Genomic DNA, 17,460 nt, shown 5'->3' with positions numbered 1-17,460 from the left:
TGACAAGATCACGCGTAAACCAAACCTCTGTAGGAGCGAGCTTGCCTCGCGATCTTTTGATCGTTGAAAAGATCGCGAGACAAGCTCGCTCCTACAGACGGTGGTGCGCTCAATGCATCTCGGTAAAAGCCAGCTTGACGCCCAGCGCCACCAGCACCGCGCCCATGGTGCGATCAAACCAGTGGCCCATGCGGGCAAAACCGGTACGTACGCGCTGGTGACTGAACAACATGGCCACCATGCAGAACCACACGCCCGTCGCCACCGCGAGGTAGACGCCGTAGCCCGCTTGGATCGTCAGCGGCGTGTGCGGATTGATCACCACGGTGAACAGCGACAGGAAAAACAGCGTTGCCTTGGGGTTCAGCCCGTTAGTCACAAAGCCCGAGGTAAAGGCGCCGCGTGCGGTGCGCTCACCCACCGGCAGCGCCGCCGCAACAGCCGCAGGGTCTGCTGGCTTGGCCCGCAATGCCTTGATCCCGATGTACAGCAGGTAAGCCGCCGCCAGCCACTTGAGGGCGTTAAACAGCACAATCGACTGCGACACAATAATCCCGATACCCAGCAACGAATAACCCACATGTACGAAAATTGCCGTGCCCACGCCGAACGCGGTAAAAATGCCAGCACGACGACCATGGGTCACGCTTTCACGCACCACCACGGCGAAATCCGGCCCGGGACTGGCCACCGCCAGCAAGTGAATCAGGGCAACGGTCAAAAATTCTGTCCAGTACATGCACGGCTCCATTACAAATTGTTTCTTCTGTTAGGCTCGCCACATTACGCCTTCACTCGACAGCACAAAAGGTACAGTTGATGACGAATACTCACCGCGCCGTGTTCCTTGATCACCCTTCCCTGGATCTGGGCGACCTCGACCTCAGCCCGCTGCGCAGCCTGTTCAGCGAGTTGCAGCTGTTCTCGGACACCACGCCCGACAACCTGATTGAACGCTTGCAGGGCGCCAGCGTCGTCATCAGCAATAAAATCCTGCTCGACGCTGTAACCCTCGCCGCCTGCCCCGACCTCAAGCTGATTCTGGTGGCCGCCACCGGCACCAACAACGTCGACCTTGACGCCGCCCGCGCCCAAGGCATCACCGTCGCCAACTGTCAGGGCTATGGCACGCCTTCGGTGGCGCAGCACACCTTGAGCCTGCTGCTGGCACTGGCCACGCGGCTGATCGACTATCAAAAAGCCGTGGCTGATGGCCAATGGCAACAGGCCAAACAGTTCTGCCTGCTGGACTTCCCGATTGTCGAGCTGGAAGGCAAAACCCTTGGCCTGTTTGGCCACGGTGAGCTGGGCAGCGCCGTGGCCAAACTGGCCGAAGCCTTTGGCATGAAGGTATTGATCGGGCAGATTCCCGGCCGCCCGGCCCGCGCTGATCGCCTGCCTGTGGACGAACTGTTGCCGCAGGTCGACGCCCTGACCTTTCACTGCCCGCTCAACGAACACACCCGCAACTTTATCGGCGCCCGTGAGCTGGCGCTGCTCAAGCCCGGCGCGTTTGTGGTGAACACCGCACGCGGCGGCATGATTGACGAACAGGCGCTGGCCGATGCCTTGCGCAGCGGTCATTTGGGCGGCGCTGCCACCGACGTGCTGAGTGTAGAGCCGCCACGCGACGGCAACCCGCTGCTGGCCGCAGACATTCCACGCCTGATCATCACCCCGCACAGCGCCTGGGGCAGCCGCGAGGCGCGGCAGCGAATCGTCGGTCAACTCACGCAAAACGCCCAAGCGTTCTTCAACGGTACAGCGCTGCGGGTCGTCAGTTGATAGACTGCGCCCCTTTTTGAGGAGCAGATTATGGATCCGCGCAGTGAAGTACTGCTTCGTCAGCCTGACTACTTTCAAGGCTCGCTACTGTTAGTCGGCTTGCCGGCTGATGAATTGCTCAGCGAGCTGCCGAACGCACACGGCTGGTGCTGGCACGCAGGCGATCAAGCCGCGCTTGACGCCCGCTTTGCCGGGCGCGTGCATTTCGGTGTCGAAATCCCGGAGCGGGCCTTCGACACCGCTGTGGTGTTTCTGCCCAAGTCCAAGGAGCTGAGCGATTACGTGCTCAAGGCTGTGGCCGCTCGCTTGCCCGGCGCCGATGTATTTTTGGTCGGTGAAAAGAAAGGCGGCATCGAAGGCGCGTCCAAACAACTCATCCCGTTCGGCAAGCCGCGCAAGCTCGACAGCGCGCGGCATTGCCAGCTGTGGCAAGTCACCGTCGAAAACGCCCCGGCCGCGCCAGTGCTTGAACAACTGGCGCAGCACTATGAGCTGGATCTGGCCGAAGGCCCGCTGAAAGTGGTCAGCCTGCCAGGCGTTTTCAGCCACGGCCGCCTGGATCGCGGCAGCGCCTTGCTGCTTGATCACCTGGACAAACTGCCCAGCGGTCACGTGCTGGATTTCGGCTGTGGCGCGGGCGTTCTCGGGGCAGCCGTCAAACGCCGTTACCCGCATAACAACGTCACCTTGCTCGACGTCGATGCGTTTGCCACCGCCAGCAGTCGCCTGACACTGGCTGCCAACGGTCTGGAAGCGGAGGTCATTACCGGCGACGGAATCGACGCCGCACCGATGGGTTTGAACACCATTTTGAGCAACCCGCCGTTCCATGTCGGCGTTCATACCGATTATCACGCCACCGAAAAATTGCTGAAAAAAGCAGTCAAACATCTGAAAACAGGTGGCGAACTCCGCCTTGTCGCCAATAGTTTCCTGCGTTATCAACCGCTGATCGAAGAGCAATTCGGGCACTGCGCCGTCAAGGCTGAAGGGCAAGGTTTTCGGATCTACAGCGCCAAGCGTCGTTAACACGATTTGAAAAACAGGGCTTGCCGGATCGGATTTGCCTAGGCAGAATCCGCTCCGTCCTAGGGGAGTAGTCTCCCTTGAGCCTCAAGCTCATCCGGCATGCGTCAACATACTTGGTCAACAGACCATGGTGCATGCGACCCAGGCGTCCGCACAGACGGACCAGGGTTTGACAAGACCTATGACACGAACACCTTACCCGGGGCGGGGAGGCTGTACGTGTCATAGCCGTGTCGACCCGCCCCTGGAAAATTACCTGATGATGCTCGACTCCTTACTCGTTCCTACCGCAATCGTTGCCTTGGCCGAAATCGGCGACAAGACGCAACTGCTCGCACTCATTCTGGCAGCTCGCTTTCGCAAACCCTGGCCGATCATCGCCGGCATCGTGGTCGCGACCCTCGCCAACCATGCGGCAGCGGGTGCTGTGGGCGCCTGGTTCAGTACCTTCTTCACCGACGTGATGCTGCACTGGATCCTCGCCGCGAGCTTTACCGCCACCGCGCTGTGGACCCTGGTTCCGGACAAAATGGACGACGACGAAGCCAGCACTGCACGCAAGTACGGTCCTTTCGTCACCACACTGATCACATTCTTCATTGCCGAAATTGGCGACAAGACCCAAGTCGCTACCGTGATGCTGGCTGCGCAGTATCCGGACCTGTGGCTGGTGATTATCGGCACCACCGTGGGCATGCTGATTGCCAACGTGCCAGTGGTATTGGCGGGTAACTTTGCCGCAGACAAACTGCCACTGACCCTGATTCGCCGACTGGCAGCGACTGCGTTCTTCGTATTGGCCGTCGTGGCCGTGTACAAGGCGATGGTGATTAGCGGCTGGGTGTAGCCCAACGCATAACCCGTAGGAGCGAGCTTGCCTCGCGATCTTTTGATCTTTAAAAGACCGCAAGCAGCTCGCCCCGACAGATCGACTCAGGTTTTCGGAGCCTGTTGATAAAGCGGCATTACCTTGGGAATCGCCGCTTCCAGCGAGGCAATCCGGCTGCTGGAGGCCGGGTGAGTGCTCATGAATTCAGGCGGCGCGCTCTGCGAGGCCTGACCCATTTTCTGCCACAGCGTTATCGCCGCATTCGGGTTGTATCCCGCACGTGCCGCCAGCTCCAGGCCAATCAGGTCGGCTTCGTTTTCATTGCTGCGGCTGTTGGGCAACGTGAGGCTGTAGTTGACCACAGTGTCCGCCAGTTGCAGGCTGTCCTGCCCCAACCCTAACAGCGCACCCGCGCCCTGCTTGGCGATCTCGATGCCATACGCCTTGGACATGGACTCGCGCCCATGCTCACGCAAGGCGTGAGCAATTTCATGCCCCATGACCGCCGCGATTTCGTCGTCGCTGAGCTTGAGCTGGTCGATGATCCCACTGTAGAAAATGATCTTGCCGCCAGGCCCGCAGTTGGCGTTGAGTTCGTCACTCTTGATCAGATTGACTTCCCAATTCCATTGCGCAGCATCGGGGCGAAAAACCGGTGCCTGAGCAATCAGGCGATTGGCAATGGCTTGCAAACGCTTGGCGTTGGCGCTGGTCTTGTCCAGCTCGCCCTTGGCGCTAGCCGTGCTGACGGTCTCTTGGTACGACTGGGCGTACATTTGGTCAACTTGCTGACTCGACAGCATGCTGAACATGTACTGCTTGCGCTCAACGCCCACCGCGCCACCGCTGGTGGTGTTTACTGCCTGGCAGCCACTGAGCAACACGCCTGCGCCCAGTGCGCACACTACTGCTAACTTACCCATCATGAGTCTCCCTTTAGATGGCGCGCATCGTATCTCAACCCGGCGTCAGGCACTCAGGCGCATTGAGTTTTGGATCATTGACCAGGTTGGCCAATGGCCGCTCGCGCAACGGTGATTGCGGGCTGGCAAGCAGCGCCTGCAAAACATGCAGCGGGGTTTCGGGGTCAAGCCAGGCGTGCTGCCCGGCCTCATCCAGAATGAGCGGGCGACGCTGACTGGCGGCAGCCTGGGTGACGACGGCGGTGCTCAACCAGACATGCCCCTCAACCGGGTATGCCTCCCAGATACCCGCGAAAAACAGCGAAGCGCCCTCACCCGGCGTCAGCCAGTACGGGCGTTTGCGCGTGGTGCCGCGCCATTCATAAAAGCCGTTGGCCGGAATCAGGCAGCGGCGCTGGCGAAAGGCGTCGCGGAACATCGGCTGCTCGACCAGGGTTTCGGCGCGGGCGTGAGCCGGGGTTTTCGACAGATCGGTCAGCCACGACGGGGTCAGCCCCCAGCGTGCACGCGCCAGCTCACGCTGACCGGGCTCGGCAGCGGCGCGCATGATCAACACGGCGTCGTTAGGTGAAATGTTCCACTGGGCCTTTTGATCAGCCGGAAATCCTGGCAAGACTGCAAACGCAGGGTTCCAGCGAAACAGGGCAAAACGTCCACACATGGGGCAGCACAACTCTTCTATATAGAGGCAGTAAAAAGGCCGCTGCTCTCAGCAGTCCAGCACATAGGGGAAACTGTCGGGCTCATCGCCCGCCATCGGCGACGCGCCATTGTACGCATCGATCAACTCACGCGCGCGTTGCGCCTGTTCATTACCCACCGCCAAACCCAATAGCCCCAGGGCTGGCAACTCGCCCGTCCCGCCAATCAGATCACGCCCCTGCAAACAGGCCTCAATCCCTTCACTGGCCAGCATCCCCAGCAACAGCTCGGCCTCCATCAGGTTTTCTGGCTCGTAGATTCGTTGCATCACGCTCACCTGCTACTCGTTTTCGCTCTGCACATCGAGCATCCACTCAGCACCGTCTGTCTGGAGCGTGAACAAAATGGGCCGGCAACACACGGGGCAATCTTCAATGTAGGTCTGATCGCCTCCTGACAAATCCAGTACAGCTTCGACGGATTCACCGCAATAAGGGCAATCATACGTTTCAGTTTCAAGCATCGCGGTCTCCAGAGTGACTTGTGCGTATAATCACCGGTCTATTTGCAGGGCTAATTGTTGTCCTGCCCTGTGTGCTAACCCTAGCCGTTTCCAACAAGAGAGCATGATGGGCGAATTCGATACCATCCGACCTTACAACGACGCCGAAGTCCCAGCAGTGCTGGCTCGGTTGCTCAGCGACAAGGCGTTTCTAGATATCCTGACCCACTTTCGCTTTCCGCGCCTGGCTGGCGCTTTCGGCTGGCTGTTAAAACCCCTTATTGCGCACCGTCTGCGCAAAGAATTCGCGAGCGTAACATCCGTTGCGACCTTGCAGGACAAAGTCGAAGTCTACGTCGACCGCACCATCGAACACGCCACTGATGGCGTAACGTACACCGGCGTTGAGCACTTGAAGTCGGGCACCGCCTATCTGTTTCTGGCCAACCACCGCGATATCGTGATGGACCCGGCTTTCGTCAACTATGCCGTGTACCACGCGGGTTTGCCGACACCGCGTATTGCGATTGGCGACAACCTGCTGCAAAAGCCCTTTGTCAGCGATCTGATGCGCTTGAACAAGAGCTTTATCGTGCACCGCTCGATCACCGGCCGCCGCGAAAAACTGGCGGCGTATCAACTGTTGTCGGCGTACATCAACCATTCGATTCGCAGCGACGGCCAGTCAATCTGGATCGCTCAAGCCGAAGGCCGCGCCAAAGACGGCGATGACCGCACCGACTCGGCCATTCTGAAAATGTTTCACATGAGCCGTAAAGACGAGCCTTTCGCCGACGTGGTCAAGTCGCTGAATATGACCCCGGTGTCGATCAGTTACGAGTACGACCCATGCGATCAGGCCAAGGCGCGCGAGCTTTACATCCGCGCCACCACGGGCACGTACAGCAAGGCGCCGGGCGAAGACGACACCAGCATTGCCAACGGCATCACCGGCTACAAAGGCCGTGTGCACGTTAACTTTGCAGCGCCGATTACCGAGGCATTCGAAGACAGCAAATTGCTGGCTGCCGAAATGGATCGCCACATCCTCAGCGGCTACCGCCTGTTCCCGGCGCATTACCTGGCCTATGCACAGTGGAGCGAAGTCGACCCGCAATTGCAGGTTCCAAGCGCCGCCGAGGTGTTCCCGGCCGAAGAATTGGCCAAGGCCCAGCAAGAATGGCAACGCCGTCTCGACACCTGCCCTGCCGAGCACCGCCCGTACCTGGTGCTGCAATACGCCATGCCGGTGCGCAACCAGTACCGGATCAAGGCTGGGCTGCCTCTGTAATATCGCTACAGCGGTGGGGTGGCACACAGCTCATCCGGTTAATTTTTCCTGTCACCGTATCGTCATGTCTAGAGGCCACTCTGTGGCCCCTCGACACCGACACGGAGCTTGTCATGCTGCACGCTGAAAACCAGGACCGCCTCTATCTGATCGCTCCCAGCGACGAACAACAGGCACTCATCGAGGGTTTGGCATTCAACGTTCAAGACCGCCACTGGCTGGTCTACTGCGCCCTGAGCGGCCACACCCACGCCGATTTGCCAGAACTTGATCTGTTCACTGGCGTGAGCCGTCTTGAGGTGTATGCCGAAGCGGCCTAAACCCTTTAAACATTAAAAAGCCCGAACTCACTGAGTTCGGGCTTTTTGGTTTATCCGTCATTACTCGCCGAGCAAACGGCCGACCGACGGGTCTTCAAACACGCGTGTCAGGGCGTCGCTCAACACGTCGCTAACTAGCTTGGTGTTGGTTTCCTGATTCGGCGCCATGCCGAAACGCTGATCCAGCGACGCACCATAACGGCCGGTGTAAGTACGGCCGCCGTTCTTCACATCAGAACGGAAGGTCGCGCCGATGGTCGCTTCAGTGACGTACATGGTGTCTTTGGGCGACTGATATTTCAGATCGGCCAAGGTCACCGTCAACTGCGGTGCGTTCATCGCATTAGCCGTTGGCGTGTAGCCCAGCAAACGCACAGCCGCTTCGGCTTGAGCTTGCAGCTTTGGAATCACATCAGCACCGCTGACGCTGATCGCGCTGGTTTCAGGGTACATGCCACCACGGGTTCCCAGGGTCGGTGACGGACGACCATCCACCACGCGCACAACCACCGGCTGGCCACGGCCGACAGGCGCGAGTTGCTTGGTCAGCTTGGGTTGCGGGCTGAGTTGTTGCGGGCTGTGGGCGCAGCCGACCAGGGTCAAACTGGTCACAGTGATCAAACCGAACAACAGGCGTTGCAACATGCGCATCTCTCCAGGACTGGGTAAAACAGGTCGCCAGTATAGCGGGGCGGCAGCCCTTGGAAATAGCCGCTTGCTGTCACCACTCTGTCATGGCCAATACATCGGCATGTCACGTCCAGCACGTAATGTCCGGTTTACTGACCCAACAGGTGCTCCCCATGAACAGTGCATGGTCGTTATTCTCGTTTTTGCAACCGCATCGCTGCTTCGCTCGCCTGGATTCGACCGGGCGCTGCCAGGCGTTCAAGCAATGCAAACAACCGCCGGTCGGCGACAACTGGGTCGAAATCGAAGAAATTCGCCTCAACTGGTTGCACCAGGTACTACCGGCCAGCGCCCGTATCCCCGCGCGCGCGTCCCGTTCGGCGGTGCTACCGCTGTTAGGCCTTTGACTGGCAGACCAATAAAAGTCATTTAACAGCATCAATTGCCCGCGTTTCTTCGCTACAATCTCCCCCCGATTATAAGGACGTCTCCTGATCGGGCTTCGCAGCATCGCTAATGCGCTTGTATTAGCTCCCCCGCACCGCCCACAGAGAGCCGCCCACACAGATCATGTGAAGCTGGCGAGCTTGCTGTTCGTTACCTGAGTCCGCCATTGCACGATCTGCCAGAGCTGTCATTTTGCTCGGCCACTGCGATGCTTACGCGCAGGCGCCAGTACGTGACAGCCCTTTTTTGAGGTTCACGTCTTCAAGAGAGCGTGAAAAAAACGGGTTTTCACAACTTCACAAGAGTGTGGCGAGCAAATGAAAAGTTTTGCGTCTGAACATGCACCATTAGCGTCTGAAACAACCTCACCAAGCAGGAACAACCTCGGCTCCACGGCTCGAGACTGAAAGCCTGTCCGCTTACGGATTTGGTTGCACAAACGGACGCTCTTGACCTTAAGTCGAATTGCCTCCCGAGCCCTGAAATGCGTTCATGTGAACCTTCAAGGCCTGGTTGGTGGCGTCCGCTGAAGTTGCAAGGAATTGCGAAGAATCGGACATGGCGATCCTTGTCATTCGTGACCTGAGGCCTTATCAGATACACGCCCGGGTACACCTGACAGCTATGCCGTCAATTTGGTGCCGTAGATTTTGGAGACGCGTTAATGGCGCATAACGAAGCTGTCGATGTAGTACTGGTTGGAGCGGGCATCATGAGTGCCACCCTCGCCGTGCTGCTCAAAGAACTCGATCCTGGTATGACGCTGGAAGTTGTTGAGCAGATGGACTCGGGGGCTGCAGAGAGTTCCAACCCGTGGAACAACGCAGGTACCGGCCACGCTGGCTTGTGCGAATTGAACTACACCCCGCAGGCGGCGGATGGTTCGATCGACATCAAAAAAGCGGTGCACATCAACGCCCAGTTCGAAGTGTCGAAACAGTTTTGGGCCTATCTGGCACAAAAAGGGACCTTCGGTTCGTGCAAATCCTTCATTAGCCCAGTGCCTCATCTGAGCTATGTCGAAGGCGAGAAAGGTGTGTCCTTCCTGAAAAAACGCTTTGAAGTGCTGAGCCAGCACCATGCGTTTGCCGACATGGAATACACCGAAGACAAAGCCAAAATGAACGAGTGGATGCCTCTGATGATGCCGGGTCGCCCTGCGGATCAGCACATCTCGGCCACCCGTGTCATGCACGGTACTGACGTCAACTTTGGCGCCTTGACCCAGCAATTGCTCAAGCACTTGGCCAGCGCTGCTGACACTCAGATCAAGTACAGCAAAAGGGTCACCGGACTCAAGCGCAACGGCAGCGGCTGGACCGTCAGCATTAAAGACATCAACAGCGGCAACACTCGCCATGTTGATGCCAAATTCGTATTCCTGGGCGCGGGTGGCGCGGCTTTGCCGCTGCTGCAAGCGTCGGGCATCGAAGAAAGCAAAGGTTACGGCGGCTTCCCGGTCAGCGGTCAATGGTTGCGTTGCGACAACCCTGAAGTGGTCAAGCATCACCAGGCCAAGGTTTACAGCCAGGCGGCCGTGGGCTCACCGCCGATGTCGGTTCCGCACCTGGACACCCGTGTCGTTGATGGCAAAAAGTCGCTGCTGTTCGGACCTTACGCTGGCTTCACCACCAAGTTCCTCAAGCACGGCTCGTTCCTTGACCTGCCGATGTCGATCCGTCTGGGCAACATCGGGCCAATGCTCGCCGTTGCCCGCGACAACATGGACCTGACCAAATACCTGGTCAGCGAAGTGCGTCAGTCGATGGAACAACGCCTTGAGTCGCTGCGTCGCTTCTACCCGCAGGCCAAAGCTGAAGACTGGCGTCTGGAAGTGGCAGGCCAACGGGTTCAGATCATCAAGAAAGACCCGAAAAAAGGCGGCGTGTTGCAGTTCGGTACCGAACTGGTTGCAGCCAAAGACGGCTCCTTGGCCGCTTTGCTGGGTGCTTCGCCAGGTGCTTCGGTGACCGTTTCGATCATGCTCGACCTGATTGAGCGCTGCTTCGCGCAAAAAGCCACTGGTGAGTGGGCAACCAAGCTCAAGGAAATCTTCCCGGCGCGGGAAAAGGTCCTCGAAACTGACGCCGAGCTGTACCGAGAAATCAGCACCCGCAATTCCGAGTTGCTGGAACTGGTCGAGCCAAAAACAGCTGACACCCAGCTCGCGTAAGGTTGCCTTCGGGCATTGATACGCCACTCAAAGCCCCTGCCCGTTCGGGTCAGGGGCTTTTTGTCGAGTGCAGGTTCTAACCCATCGTAAACAGCACCCGCGTGCCGCCATTGCTCACAAACTCATCATCGTCAGGTATTGCAATCAACTCAGCCGCACACCTGACAGGCACCGACCCCGTCGACTTGGCCTGAGCCCAGCGATTGGGATTGTCAGCGCCCGGTGTCAGATGGCCAAAACCAAAATGACACGCCTGCTCGCCCTGGCGATAAGTGAACGTGTCGGTTCCTCTGGACTTGGGCAAGTAATACATCAGTTCCTGACTGGCCTGAGGGCCAATCACAAAGTCATGCCCACTGTTTTCAGGGCTCTCCAGCCAGCCAAAATCATGGTCCGGTGAAATGGCCTGAGCGGTCGCATTAAACAGCTCGACCTCCAGGACGTCATCGGCCGCCAGCGCAGTAGAAGCCAGCGTGGCCAATCCAAGGCCCAAAAACAGTAGATTTAAAACACTTATTGCGCGGTCCATTATTCGATTCCATTCCAATTAAAAGGTTGCCCACAATCCTTGTGAGCACGCTTGAGTATGGTTCGCCCACACAAAAGCACCCCGTCGCAAAAGGCGCAGGTTCTGTAAGAAGTGTCTGTATTAGGGTTTATACGAATAGGTAGGAGCGAGCTTGCCTCGCGATCTTTTAGGAGATCAAAAGATCGCGAGGCAAGCTCGCTCCTACAAGGCTGACTCAGCCGCGTGCAGCGTCAATGAGTTCGATGTACTCGTCGGCATTGCGTTGATCTTTGATGACCTCGACGAACGTCTGGCCGTGCTCATCTTTGCCATCCAGGTCGTAACCGGCTTCTTTGAAGAAGGTCAGGAAACGACCGAAATCGTCGATACGCAGCCCGCGATAGGCTTTGATCAGTTTGTGATGCGAAGGCGAAGTAGCGTCCACAGGCTCAAAGTCCAGGAACAACTTGACCTGCTCGTCGCCGATCTCATCACCAATCAACTGCTTCTTATCTTTACGCATGTCCGACTCCAGCCTGCTGATACTTCACGAGGGCCGCAGTTTACCCAAGGCTCAGCGCGCACGCACGCTGCCGGTGTGCAGATCCGCCCAAATATGGCCATTGGCATAGGTCAAAAACTGGCAATAGACCGTGTCGTTGCGCAGTAAATCCATCACTACCCGGTATTGAGACAGCGGGTACGACAGCGTCAGGGTTTTGGTCTGGCTGTCAAAAGCAGGCTTTTTCAGGCTCTTGCTCTCGCCATCGAATGAGATCAGCACCTCGCGCACCGTCGCTCCCTGGCTCATTGGCTTGCCTTTCAAACGCACCAGCAGCGGAAACGTCACCGGGATCGGCTGTTGATTGGACTGACGCTGACTGCCCACCACCACCGAGTACGTGGTCACCATCATCAATTGCTGCTGCTCGGGTTTTTCGGCACGCAACTGCAAGTCATCGGCAGGCAAGAATTGCGCATGCAAAGGCGAGGTAACGGCTGGTGCAGCTGCCAAGGGCAAACTCGCTAACAGTAAAAAGGGCGCAACACAGCGAAATAAGCGACTCATGACCGGCTCCGGAAGGCTAGAGCGGCACTCTAGCATGTGCCTGTGCCAAGCAGACCGGTCGTCACTACTGTCATTTCTGACAGGCTGTGCAACGTCCGTAAACATGAATAAATGCAGGTCTTGCTTTACGCATAGACGCTCACCTGCCCAACTGTTCAGGAATTACGTCCACCTCGACGGGAATCGATCATGCCCAACAGGCCTCAAGCACGCCAGATCACTGAAAAAGACCTCAGCCAGAGCACGCATCAATCAAACACAGGCACCTTGCCAGCGCCTGTTGCACCCTTTCTGATCGACCACGCCGTTCACTGCAAGGGTGGCGACACGTTCGTGACCATCAGCATCAGCTACCCGCAAATGGCCGCCGGTCAGGCACTGAATCAACACCTGAAATTCATTAGCGATGACGGCAGTAAAACGAAAAACAGGACATTCACCCACGCCCTCACCGAGGCAGAAGCAAAGGCCAAAAAAGCGACCTGGGAAATCGCCATGGCGCTGTTCGATCCCGAGAATTATCTGAGCGTGGACATCTATTACGTCGTCAGCCCGGCAGCCCCCAAAACCTCAAAAACCCTGGAACTCAAGCTGGTTGACTAACCTGCCCCAGGCAAGTCACGCAATTTGACTGCAGCGTCTTGCTACTGAGCCTCCAACTGGCCCGCGTCAATCCGCACATGCCGTGGATGGAAGCGCGCCAGACTGCTGCGATGCCCCACGCTGACAATACTCAACCCCGGCAATTGATCAATCAGCGCCTGATACAGCATCGCCTCATCTTCTTCATCCATCGCTGACGTCGCCTCGTCCATGTACAACCACTGTGGGCGATACAACAGCGCACGGGCAAAAGCCAAGCGTTGCTGCTCACCACCCGACAGCACGCGCTGCCAGTGATTGACCTCGTCGAGTTTGGGAATCAAATGCTCCAGCCGACAGGTGCGCAGCACTTCTTGATAGCGCTCAGAGGTGTAGGTATCACTGACCTGTGGATAACTCAGCGCATCACGCAAGCTGCCTATTGGCAAATAGGGTTTTTGCGGCAAAAAAAGTGCACGCTCCTGAGGCAAGCGAATCGCCCCGCCCCCTTGCGGCCACAGTCCACCCATCGCCCGCAGCAAGGTACTTTTGCCGCTGCCGGAACGCCCGCGTAGCATCACTCGATCACCCGCGGCCACTTGCAAGTTGGCCCCCTGCAACAAAGCGCGGCCATCTGCCAGATCCAGGCTCAGGTTATTGAGCTTCAACGCATCGCCTTGGGCCTGAACATCAATCGCCGGTTGGCGCTGTTCGTTATCGCTCATCGCCTGACGAAAGCTCAGCAGACGATCACAGGTCGCGCGCCATGAGGCCAAGGTGACGTAGGCGTCGATAAACCAGCTGAAGTTCTCTTGCACATTGCCGAAGGCCGAGTTGATTTGCATCAGCTCTCCCAACTCGATCTTGCCCGCGAAGTAGCGCGGCGCAGCCACGACAAACGGAAAAATAATGGCAATTTGCGAATAGCCGGCCGTGAAAAAGGTCAGGCGCTTCGTCACCTTCATTTGCGTCCAGAAGTTTTGCCACACCCTGTTGAAACGGGTGCTCAGGCGCTCATGTTCATTCGGTTCGCCGTTGTACAAGGCGATGCTTTCGGCGTTTTCACGGACCCGCACCATTGAGAAACGCAGATCGGCTTCGAACCGTTGTTGTTGGTTGCTCAGGCCAATCAAACGTCGACCGATCAAATGCGCCAGCCAACTGCCCACGGCGGCATACAGCAGCGCACACCAGAACATATAGCCGGGGATGGTGAGGCCGAATACTTCGATACTGCCGGAAACGCCCCACAATATGACCGAGAACGAGACCAGACTGACCACGTTACGAATCAGGCCCAGGCCGAGGGTCAGGGTGTTGTCAGTGAACGAGTTGATGTCTTCGCTGATACGTTGGTCAGGGTTATCGGTGTAACCGCCCTGCTCCAACTGGTAGTAGTTTTTATGCGCCAGCCAGCGGGCGAAGTGTTGCTCGGTGAGCCAGCGACGCCAGCGAATGGTCAGCATCTGGGTCAAGTACAGCCGGTACACCGCCCCCACAATGCCCGCCGCCGCAATGAGTCCGAAGTAACCGATCAGGCTCCAGAAGGCCGCGCTGTCCTTTTTCTCCAGAGCGTTATAGAAATCTTTGTACCAATGGTTGATCCACACCGAAATCCCCACGCTGACCAGCGACAAGGCAATCACTGCGATCAATAGCAGCCAGGCTTTGGCCCGCTCTTCACTGCGCCAGTAAGGTGTTATCAACCCCCAGACACGCGGGATAAAATCTGCGCGCACAGCATCATTCACAACAGAAGGCTCAGCGTTCTGATTCATCATTCAGGCTCGGTAGGAGGAAAGAGCAACCTGCGAGCCGATCAGGACGACCGGCACACGACGCACTGAAACGTCTGATTACAGACTAGAGCCTGTCGCCATTTCGTTGCAAGTTGTAACGAAATGGCGACAGCTTAGGTTCAGCGACGGACTGGACGTTTCTGCAACTTGCGCTGCAAGGTACGACGATGCATGCCCAGCGCGCGGGCGGTCGCGGAGATATTGCCTTCATGTTCACCCAACACGCGCTGGATGTGTTCCCACTGCAGGCGGTCTACCGACATGGGGTTATCCGGCACCAGCGTCTCAAGGTCGGCATGCTGGGACAGCAAGGCCGCGACCACATCGTCAGCATCGGCAGGTTTGCACAGGTAGTTGCAGGCGCCACGCTTGATCGCCTCAACCGCCGTGGCGATGCTCGAATAACCGGTGAGAATCACCACGCGCATTTCCGGGTCCAGTTCCAGCAATTTGGGCAGCAACACCAAACCCGAGTCGCCGTCCATTTTCAGGTCCAGCGCGGCGAAGTCAGGCAAGTCCTGCTGAGCCAGGAGCAACCCTTCTTCGGCCGAGCCGGCGGTACTGACGCGAAATCCGCGTCGAGACATAGCGCGGGCCATGACTCGGGTAAACGTCGCGTCGTCATCCACTAACAGCAAATGCGGCAGTTCTTCGCCTTCGACCTGAATTTCTTCACTCATTTTCGTTTCCTCGGGCGACACGTGGCAGGCGCAGCTCGGTGAGCGTGCCGCCATCCTCATGACTGTAGAGTTTTACCGAGCCGCCTGCGCGTGTCACGCTGGCTTTGCTCAAGAATAGGCCCAGGCCGAAACCTTTGCCCTTGGTGGTAAAAAAAGGTTTGCCGATTTGTTCAGCGATGGCCAACGGCACACCCGCACCGTGGTCACGAATACTGATGGTCAGATCAACCGCATCCCAATCCACCGTCACCTCCAGCCCTTCCGGGCAGGCGTCTGCGGCGTTGTTCAGCAAATTAAGCAGCGCCTGGGTCAGATCCGGCGGTGGCGCCAGGCGCGGAATCGGCGCGTGTCCCAGGCACTGAAAGCGATACGTTGCTTCAGGACGCATCAAATGCCAGCGGTTTAACGCTTCATTCAGCCAGTCGGTAACGTCTTGCACCTCAATGGCCAGACGACGGTTGGCCTCAGCGGCACGGACCAGTTGCTGCAAGGTTTGCTTGCACAATTGGACCTGGTCCTGCAGCACACTCAGGTCGTCTTGCAACTCGGGGTCGAGGTGGTCGCGGCGTATCTCATTGAGCAACACACTCATGGTCGAGAGTGGCGTCCCCAGTTCATGAGCGGCACCGGCCGCTTGCGTGGCAACGGCCAGCAATTGCTGGTCACGCAACCCCTCTTCGCGGCGCAAGGCACGCAGCTCTTCCTGACGACGCAGTTCTTCACCCATTCTGGCGGCGAAAAAGGTAATGACGGCGGCTGACAGCGCAAAGCTTAGCCACATGCCGTAAATCTGCAGTTTTTCACGGAAGAACGGCGCGGCATCGACAGGGTAAAACTGCAACAGCAGCAACGTGTAAAGCGCCAGCGCAATGCCGGTCAAAATGACCGAAAAGCGCCACGGCAGCGTCACCGCCGCGATGGTCAGCGGCACCAGGTAATAAGACACAAAGGGGTTGGCCGAGCCCCCGGAGAAATACAGCAAAGCGCTGTGGATAAACAAGTCGCAAGCCAATTGCAGGGCATATTCAAGCTCGGTGACCGGCCAGGTAGTGCGCAAGCGAATGGCAGTAAACGCGCACAACAGCGCCGAAAAACCCAAGGTCAGGCACAGCTGAAACCACGGCAGCGGCAGCAGATCGAACCCATAGGCGATGCCCACTGAGCCCGCTTGCGCGGCCAGCACCAGCATGCGGATAAACGTAAGACGCCAGAGGTTCTGACGGGTTGCGGACAATAACTGAACGGGGGCGAGCATGAGCTCTCCTGATGAGTGCTCCAGGCGGACCGCACGGAGTATAACCAAGCTGACGGCCTGGCAGGCAAAAGTGCGGCAATGGGCCACAGTGTGTTTTTCTGGAAAAGCGCTACTGCGCAACTGCCATCCCTGTGAGAGCGGGCTCAGTTGTATCGAAAATGTAACTGGGCGAACCGAATACTGGCCACTAGAGTCTTATGCGTATTGCTGACCTCACCCAAGGAGCTTCTATGTTTACGTTTCAGCGCACTGCCACCCTACTGACTCTGACCATTGGCGCCTTTGCCAGCCTTCCAGCACTGGCTGAGGGGGTGAATTACAACCAGGTCTCGCTGCGCGCAGAAGCCAGTCAGGAAGTGCCGCGCGACTTGATGATCGTGACGCTGTACACCGAGGCGCAAAATACTGATTCGGCCAAGCTGGCTGCCGAAGTCACAACGATCATGAACAAAGCCATTGGCGAGGCCAAGCAAGCTAAAGCCGTCACCCTGCGCCAGGGCAACCGAAACAGCTACCCGATTTACGACAACAAAACCCAAAAGATCACCGGCTGGCGTGAGCGCGCTGAGTTGCGCCTGGAAAGCACCGATTTTGCAGCCTTGTCCAAACTCACCGGCGATCTGATGCAAACCCTGAAAATGGGCAATATGCAATTCACCGTGGGTAATCACACCCGCAAAACCAGCGAAGACGCCCTGCTCAAAGATGCGGTCAATGCCTTCAAGGCCCGCGCTCAACTGGCCACCGATGCACTGGGCGGCAAGGGTTACAAAATCGTCAACCTGAACCTCAACAGCAACGGCTACCCGCAGCCGTACATGCGCAGCGAGATGATGATGAAAGCGGCATCCCCGGCCATGGATTCCGCGCCGACACCTGAAGTCGAAGCCGGTACCAGCGAGATCAGCATGAGTGCTGATGGCGTGATTGAAATTCAAATGCCTTAAGCACCACCGCCATCACCCAAGCCCTTGAAGCCTTCGCGCCTCAAGGGCT

At 57.8% G+C, this 17,460-nt stretch carries 21 protein-coding genes and 1 riboswitch; of the genes, 9 read left to right on the top strand and 12 right to left on the bottom strand.

Annotated features, from left to right (window positions below; genetic code table 11):
- Positions 1 to 109: 109 nt before the first annotated feature.
- Entirely contained in the window at positions 110 to 739 is a 630-nt protein-coding gene (locus tag RHM56_RS01975) for a LysE family translocator (RefSeq protein ID WP_322238032.1), read from the bottom strand.
- 80 nt (positions 740 to 819) lie between these two features.
- Between RHM56_RS01975 and RHM56_RS01970 the strand changes: the two genes are divergently transcribed.
- From RHM56_RS01970 to RHM56_RS01960, 3 genes are all read left to right on the top strand, one after another.
- Positions 820 to 1,785 (top strand): 2-hydroxyacid dehydrogenase, encoded by a 966-nt coding sequence (locus tag RHM56_RS01970; protein WP_322238030.1) that lies wholly within the window; start codon positions 820 to 822, stop codon positions 1,783 to 1,785.
- A 30-nt stretch (positions 1,786 to 1,815) separates the two neighbouring features.
- Complete coding sequence (locus tag RHM56_RS01965; protein ID WP_322238028.1) at positions 1,816 to 2,814, top strand: class I SAM-dependent methyltransferase; 999 nt, start codon at positions 1,816 to 1,818, stop codon at positions 2,812 to 2,814.
- 50 nt (positions 2,815 to 2,864) lie between these two features.
- A riboswitch (yybP-ykoY riboswitch) is annotated at positions 2,865 to 2,984 on the top strand.
- A 92-nt stretch (positions 2,985 to 3,076) separates the two neighbouring features.
- A complete protein-coding gene (locus RHM56_RS01960) occupies positions 3,077 to 3,661 on the top strand; it encodes a TMEM165/GDT1 family protein (RefSeq protein ID WP_322241671.1) in 585 nt (194 codons plus the stop codon).
- 86 nt (positions 3,662 to 3,747) lie between these two features.
- Here RHM56_RS01960 and RHM56_RS01955 read toward each other — a convergent pair whose 3' ends face one another.
- The 4 genes from RHM56_RS01955 to RHM56_RS01940 are packed head-to-tail and all read right to left on the bottom strand — an operon-like array spanning position 3,748 to position 5,731.
- Positions 3,748 to 4,566, bottom strand: a complete 819-nt coding sequence (locus RHM56_RS01955; RefSeq protein ID WP_322241670.1) for a M48 family metallopeptidase — start codon at positions 4,564 to 4,566, stop codon at positions 3,748 to 3,750.
- A 34-nt stretch (positions 4,567 to 4,600) separates the two neighbouring features.
- Positions 4,601 to 5,227, bottom strand: coding sequence for an SOS response-associated peptidase (locus tag RHM56_RS01950; protein ID WP_322238026.1), 627 nt, complete (start codon positions 5,225 to 5,227; stop codon positions 4,601 to 4,603).
- Positions 5,228 to 5,275: 48 nt separating this feature from the next.
- Positions 5,276 to 5,536: a putative signal transducing protein gene (locus RHM56_RS01945; protein WP_322238024.1), complete on the bottom strand. Its 261-nt coding sequence runs from the start codon at positions 5,534 to 5,536 to the stop codon at positions 5,276 to 5,278.
- Positions 5,537 to 5,548: 12 nt separating this feature from the next.
- Positions 5,549 to 5,731, bottom strand: a complete 183-nt coding sequence (locus tag RHM56_RS01940) for a CPXCG motif-containing cysteine-rich protein (protein ID WP_322238022.1) — start codon at positions 5,729 to 5,731, stop codon at positions 5,549 to 5,551.
- A gap of 103 nt (positions 5,732 to 5,834) precedes the next feature.
- Between RHM56_RS01940 and RHM56_RS01935 the strand changes: the two genes are divergently transcribed.
- The gene (locus RHM56_RS01935) at positions 5,835 to 7,001 is read left to right on the top strand and encodes a 1-acyl-sn-glycerol-3-phosphate acyltransferase (protein ID WP_322238020.1); all 1,167 of its coding nucleotides are present in this window, start codon (positions 5,835 to 5,837) and stop codon (positions 6,999 to 7,001) included.
- Between the two features lie 113 nt (positions 7,002 to 7,114).
- Positions 7,115 to 7,321, top strand: coding sequence for a hypothetical protein (locus RHM56_RS01930; RefSeq protein WP_019408559.1), 207 nt, complete (start codon positions 7,115 to 7,117; stop codon positions 7,319 to 7,321).
- Positions 7,322 to 7,381: 60 nt separating this feature from the next.
- On the opposite strand, the gene RHM56_RS01925 is transcribed toward RHM56_RS01930, so the two are convergent.
- Positions 7,382 to 7,966, bottom strand: a complete 585-nt coding sequence (locus tag RHM56_RS01925) for a YajG family lipoprotein (RefSeq protein ID WP_322238018.1) — start codon at positions 7,964 to 7,966, stop codon at positions 7,382 to 7,384.
- Positions 7,967 to 8,124: 158 nt separating this feature from the next.
- Between RHM56_RS01925 and RHM56_RS01920 the strand changes: the two genes are divergently transcribed.
- Both RHM56_RS01920 and mqo read left to right on the top strand, forming a co-directional pair.
- Complete coding sequence (locus tag RHM56_RS01920) at positions 8,125 to 8,358, top strand: hypothetical protein (protein ID WP_322238016.1); 234 nt, start codon at positions 8,125 to 8,127, stop codon at positions 8,356 to 8,358.
- A gap of 704 nt (positions 8,359 to 9,062) precedes the next feature.
- On the top strand, positions 9,063 to 10,571 hold the full coding sequence (gene mqo, locus RHM56_RS01915; RefSeq protein WP_322238014.1) for a malate dehydrogenase (quinone): 1,509 nt from the start codon (positions 9,063 to 9,065) through the stop codon (positions 10,569 to 10,571).
- A gap of 76 nt (positions 10,572 to 10,647) precedes the next feature.
- On the opposite strand, the gene RHM56_RS01910 is transcribed toward mqo, so the two are convergent.
- The 3 genes from RHM56_RS01910 to RHM56_RS01900 form a co-directional block, all read right to left on the bottom strand.
- On the bottom strand, positions 10,648 to 11,100 hold the full coding sequence (locus tag RHM56_RS01910) for a hypothetical protein (RefSeq protein ID WP_322238012.1): 453 nt from the start codon (positions 11,098 to 11,100) through the stop codon (positions 10,648 to 10,650).
- A 214-nt stretch (positions 11,101 to 11,314) separates the two neighbouring features.
- Positions 11,315 to 11,602 carry a PA4642 family protein gene (locus tag RHM56_RS01905; protein WP_322238010.1) on the bottom strand — a complete coding sequence of 96 codons (288 nt, stop codon included), beginning with the start codon at positions 11,600 to 11,602 and terminating at the stop codon, positions 11,315 to 11,317.
- 51 nt (positions 11,603 to 11,653) lie between these two features.
- On the bottom strand, positions 11,654 to 12,148 hold the full coding sequence (locus tag RHM56_RS01900) for a hypothetical protein (protein ID WP_322238008.1): 495 nt from the start codon (positions 12,146 to 12,148) through the stop codon (positions 11,654 to 11,656).
- 189 nt (positions 12,149 to 12,337) lie between these two features.
- On the opposite strand from RHM56_RS01900, the gene RHM56_RS01895 reads away from it, so the two are divergent.
- Positions 12,338 to 12,751, top strand: a complete 414-nt coding sequence (locus RHM56_RS01895; RefSeq protein WP_322238006.1) for a hypothetical protein — start codon at positions 12,338 to 12,340, stop codon at positions 12,749 to 12,751.
- A gap of 41 nt (positions 12,752 to 12,792) precedes the next feature.
- Here RHM56_RS01895 and RHM56_RS01890 read toward each other — a convergent pair whose 3' ends face one another.
- From RHM56_RS01890 to RHM56_RS01880, 3 genes are all read right to left on the bottom strand, one after another.
- Complete coding sequence (locus RHM56_RS01890; protein ID WP_322241668.1) at positions 12,793 to 14,508, bottom strand: ABC transporter ATP-binding protein/permease; 1,716 nt, start codon at positions 14,506 to 14,508, stop codon at positions 12,793 to 12,795.
- Between the two features lie 140 nt (positions 14,509 to 14,648).
- A complete protein-coding gene (locus RHM56_RS01885) occupies positions 14,649 to 15,209 on the bottom strand; it encodes a response regulator transcription factor (protein WP_322238004.1) in 561 nt (186 codons plus the stop codon).
- Complete coding sequence (locus RHM56_RS01880; RefSeq protein WP_322238002.1) at positions 15,202 to 16,464, bottom strand: ATP-binding protein; 1,263 nt, start codon at positions 16,462 to 16,464, stop codon at positions 15,202 to 15,204. Before RHM56_RS01880 ends, RHM56_RS01885 begins: the two co-directional genes overlap by 8 nt.
- A 230-nt stretch (positions 16,465 to 16,694) precedes the next feature.
- Here RHM56_RS01880 and RHM56_RS01875 point away from each other — a divergent pair, with 230 nt between their 5' ends.
- Positions 16,695 to 17,411 carry an SIMPL domain-containing protein gene (locus RHM56_RS01875; RefSeq protein ID WP_322238000.1) on the top strand — a complete coding sequence of 239 codons (717 nt, stop codon included), beginning with the start codon at positions 16,695 to 16,697 and terminating at the stop codon, positions 17,409 to 17,411.
- Positions 17,412 to 17,460 lie beyond the last annotated feature (49 nt).

The organism is Pseudomonas sp. CCC3.1 (assembly GCF_034347405.1).
Taxonomy (GTDB): Bacteria; Pseudomonadota; Gammaproteobacteria; order Pseudomonadales; family Pseudomonadaceae; genus Aquipseudomonas.
Note: the sequence above shows the minus strand (reverse complement) of the source record. Positions and strands in the feature narration are given on the sequence as shown.

Excerpts from the sequence above, each read along its gene's own strand:
- RHM56_RS01975 (WP_322238032.1), bottom strand. The coding sequence starts at position 739 with ATGTACTGGACAGAATTTTTGACCGTTGCCCTGATTCACTTGCTGGCG.
- RHM56_RS01970 (WP_322238030.1), top strand. The coding sequence starts at position 820 with ATGACGAATACTCACCGCGCCGTGTTCCTTGATCACCCTTCCCTGGAT.
- RHM56_RS01965 (WP_322238028.1), top strand. The coding sequence starts at position 1,816 with ATGGATCCGCGCAGTGAAGTACTGCTTCGTCAGCCTGACTACTTTCAA.
- RHM56_RS01960 (WP_322241671.1), top strand. The coding sequence starts at position 3,077 with ATGCTCGACTCCTTACTCGTTCCTACCGCAATCGTTGCCTTGGCCGAA.
- RHM56_RS01955 (WP_322241670.1), bottom strand. The coding sequence starts at position 4,566 with ATGGGTAAGTTAGCAGTAGTGTGCGCACTGGGCGCAGGCGTGTTGCTC.
- RHM56_RS01950 (WP_322238026.1), bottom strand. The coding sequence starts at position 5,227 with ATGTGTGGACGTTTTGCCCTGTTTCGCTGGAACCCTGCGTTTGCAGTC.
- RHM56_RS01945 (WP_322238024.1), bottom strand. The coding sequence starts at position 5,536 with ATGCAACGAATCTACGAGCCAGAAAACCTGATGGAGGCCGAGCTGTTG.
- RHM56_RS01940 (WP_322238022.1), bottom strand. The coding sequence starts at position 5,731 with ATGCTTGAAACTGAAACGTATGATTGCCCTTATTGCGGTGAATCCGTC.
- RHM56_RS01935 (WP_322238020.1), top strand. The coding sequence starts at position 5,835 with ATGATGGGCGAATTCGATACCATCCGACCTTACAACGACGCCGAAGTC.
- RHM56_RS01930 (WP_019408559.1), top strand. The coding sequence starts at position 7,115 with ATGCTGCACGCTGAAAACCAGGACCGCCTCTATCTGATCGCTCCCAGC.
- RHM56_RS01925 (WP_322238018.1), bottom strand. The coding sequence starts at position 7,966 with ATGTTGCAACGCCTGTTGTTCGGTTTGATCACTGTGACCAGTTTGACC.
- RHM56_RS01920 (WP_322238016.1), top strand. The coding sequence starts at position 8,125 with ATGAACAGTGCATGGTCGTTATTCTCGTTTTTGCAACCGCATCGCTGC.
- mqo (WP_322238014.1), top strand. The coding sequence starts at position 9,063 with ATGGCGCATAACGAAGCTGTCGATGTAGTACTGGTTGGAGCGGGCATC.
- RHM56_RS01910 (WP_322238012.1), bottom strand. The coding sequence starts at position 11,100 with ATGGACCGCGCAATAAGTGTTTTAAATCTACTGTTTTTGGGCCTTGGA.
- RHM56_RS01905 (WP_322238010.1), bottom strand. The coding sequence starts at position 11,602 with ATGCGTAAAGATAAGAAGCAGTTGATTGGTGATGAGATCGGCGACGAG.
- RHM56_RS01900 (WP_322238008.1), bottom strand. The coding sequence starts at position 12,148 with ATGAGTCGCTTATTTCGCTGTGTTGCGCCCTTTTTACTGTTAGCGAGT.
- RHM56_RS01895 (WP_322238006.1), top strand. The coding sequence starts at position 12,338 with ATGCCCAACAGGCCTCAAGCACGCCAGATCACTGAAAAAGACCTCAGC.
- RHM56_RS01890 (WP_322241668.1), bottom strand. The coding sequence starts at position 14,508 with ATGAATCAGAACGCTGAGCCTTCTGTTGTGAATGATGCTGTGCGCGCA.
- RHM56_RS01885 (WP_322238004.1), bottom strand. The coding sequence starts at position 15,209 with ATGAGTGAAGAAATTCAGGTCGAAGGCGAAGAACTGCCGCATTTGCTG.
- RHM56_RS01880 (WP_322238002.1), bottom strand. The coding sequence starts at position 16,464 with ATGCTCGCCCCCGTTCAGTTATTGTCCGCAACCCGTCAGAACCTCTGG.
- RHM56_RS01875 (WP_322238000.1), top strand. The coding sequence starts at position 16,695 with ATGTTTACGTTTCAGCGCACTGCCACCCTACTGACTCTGACCATTGGC.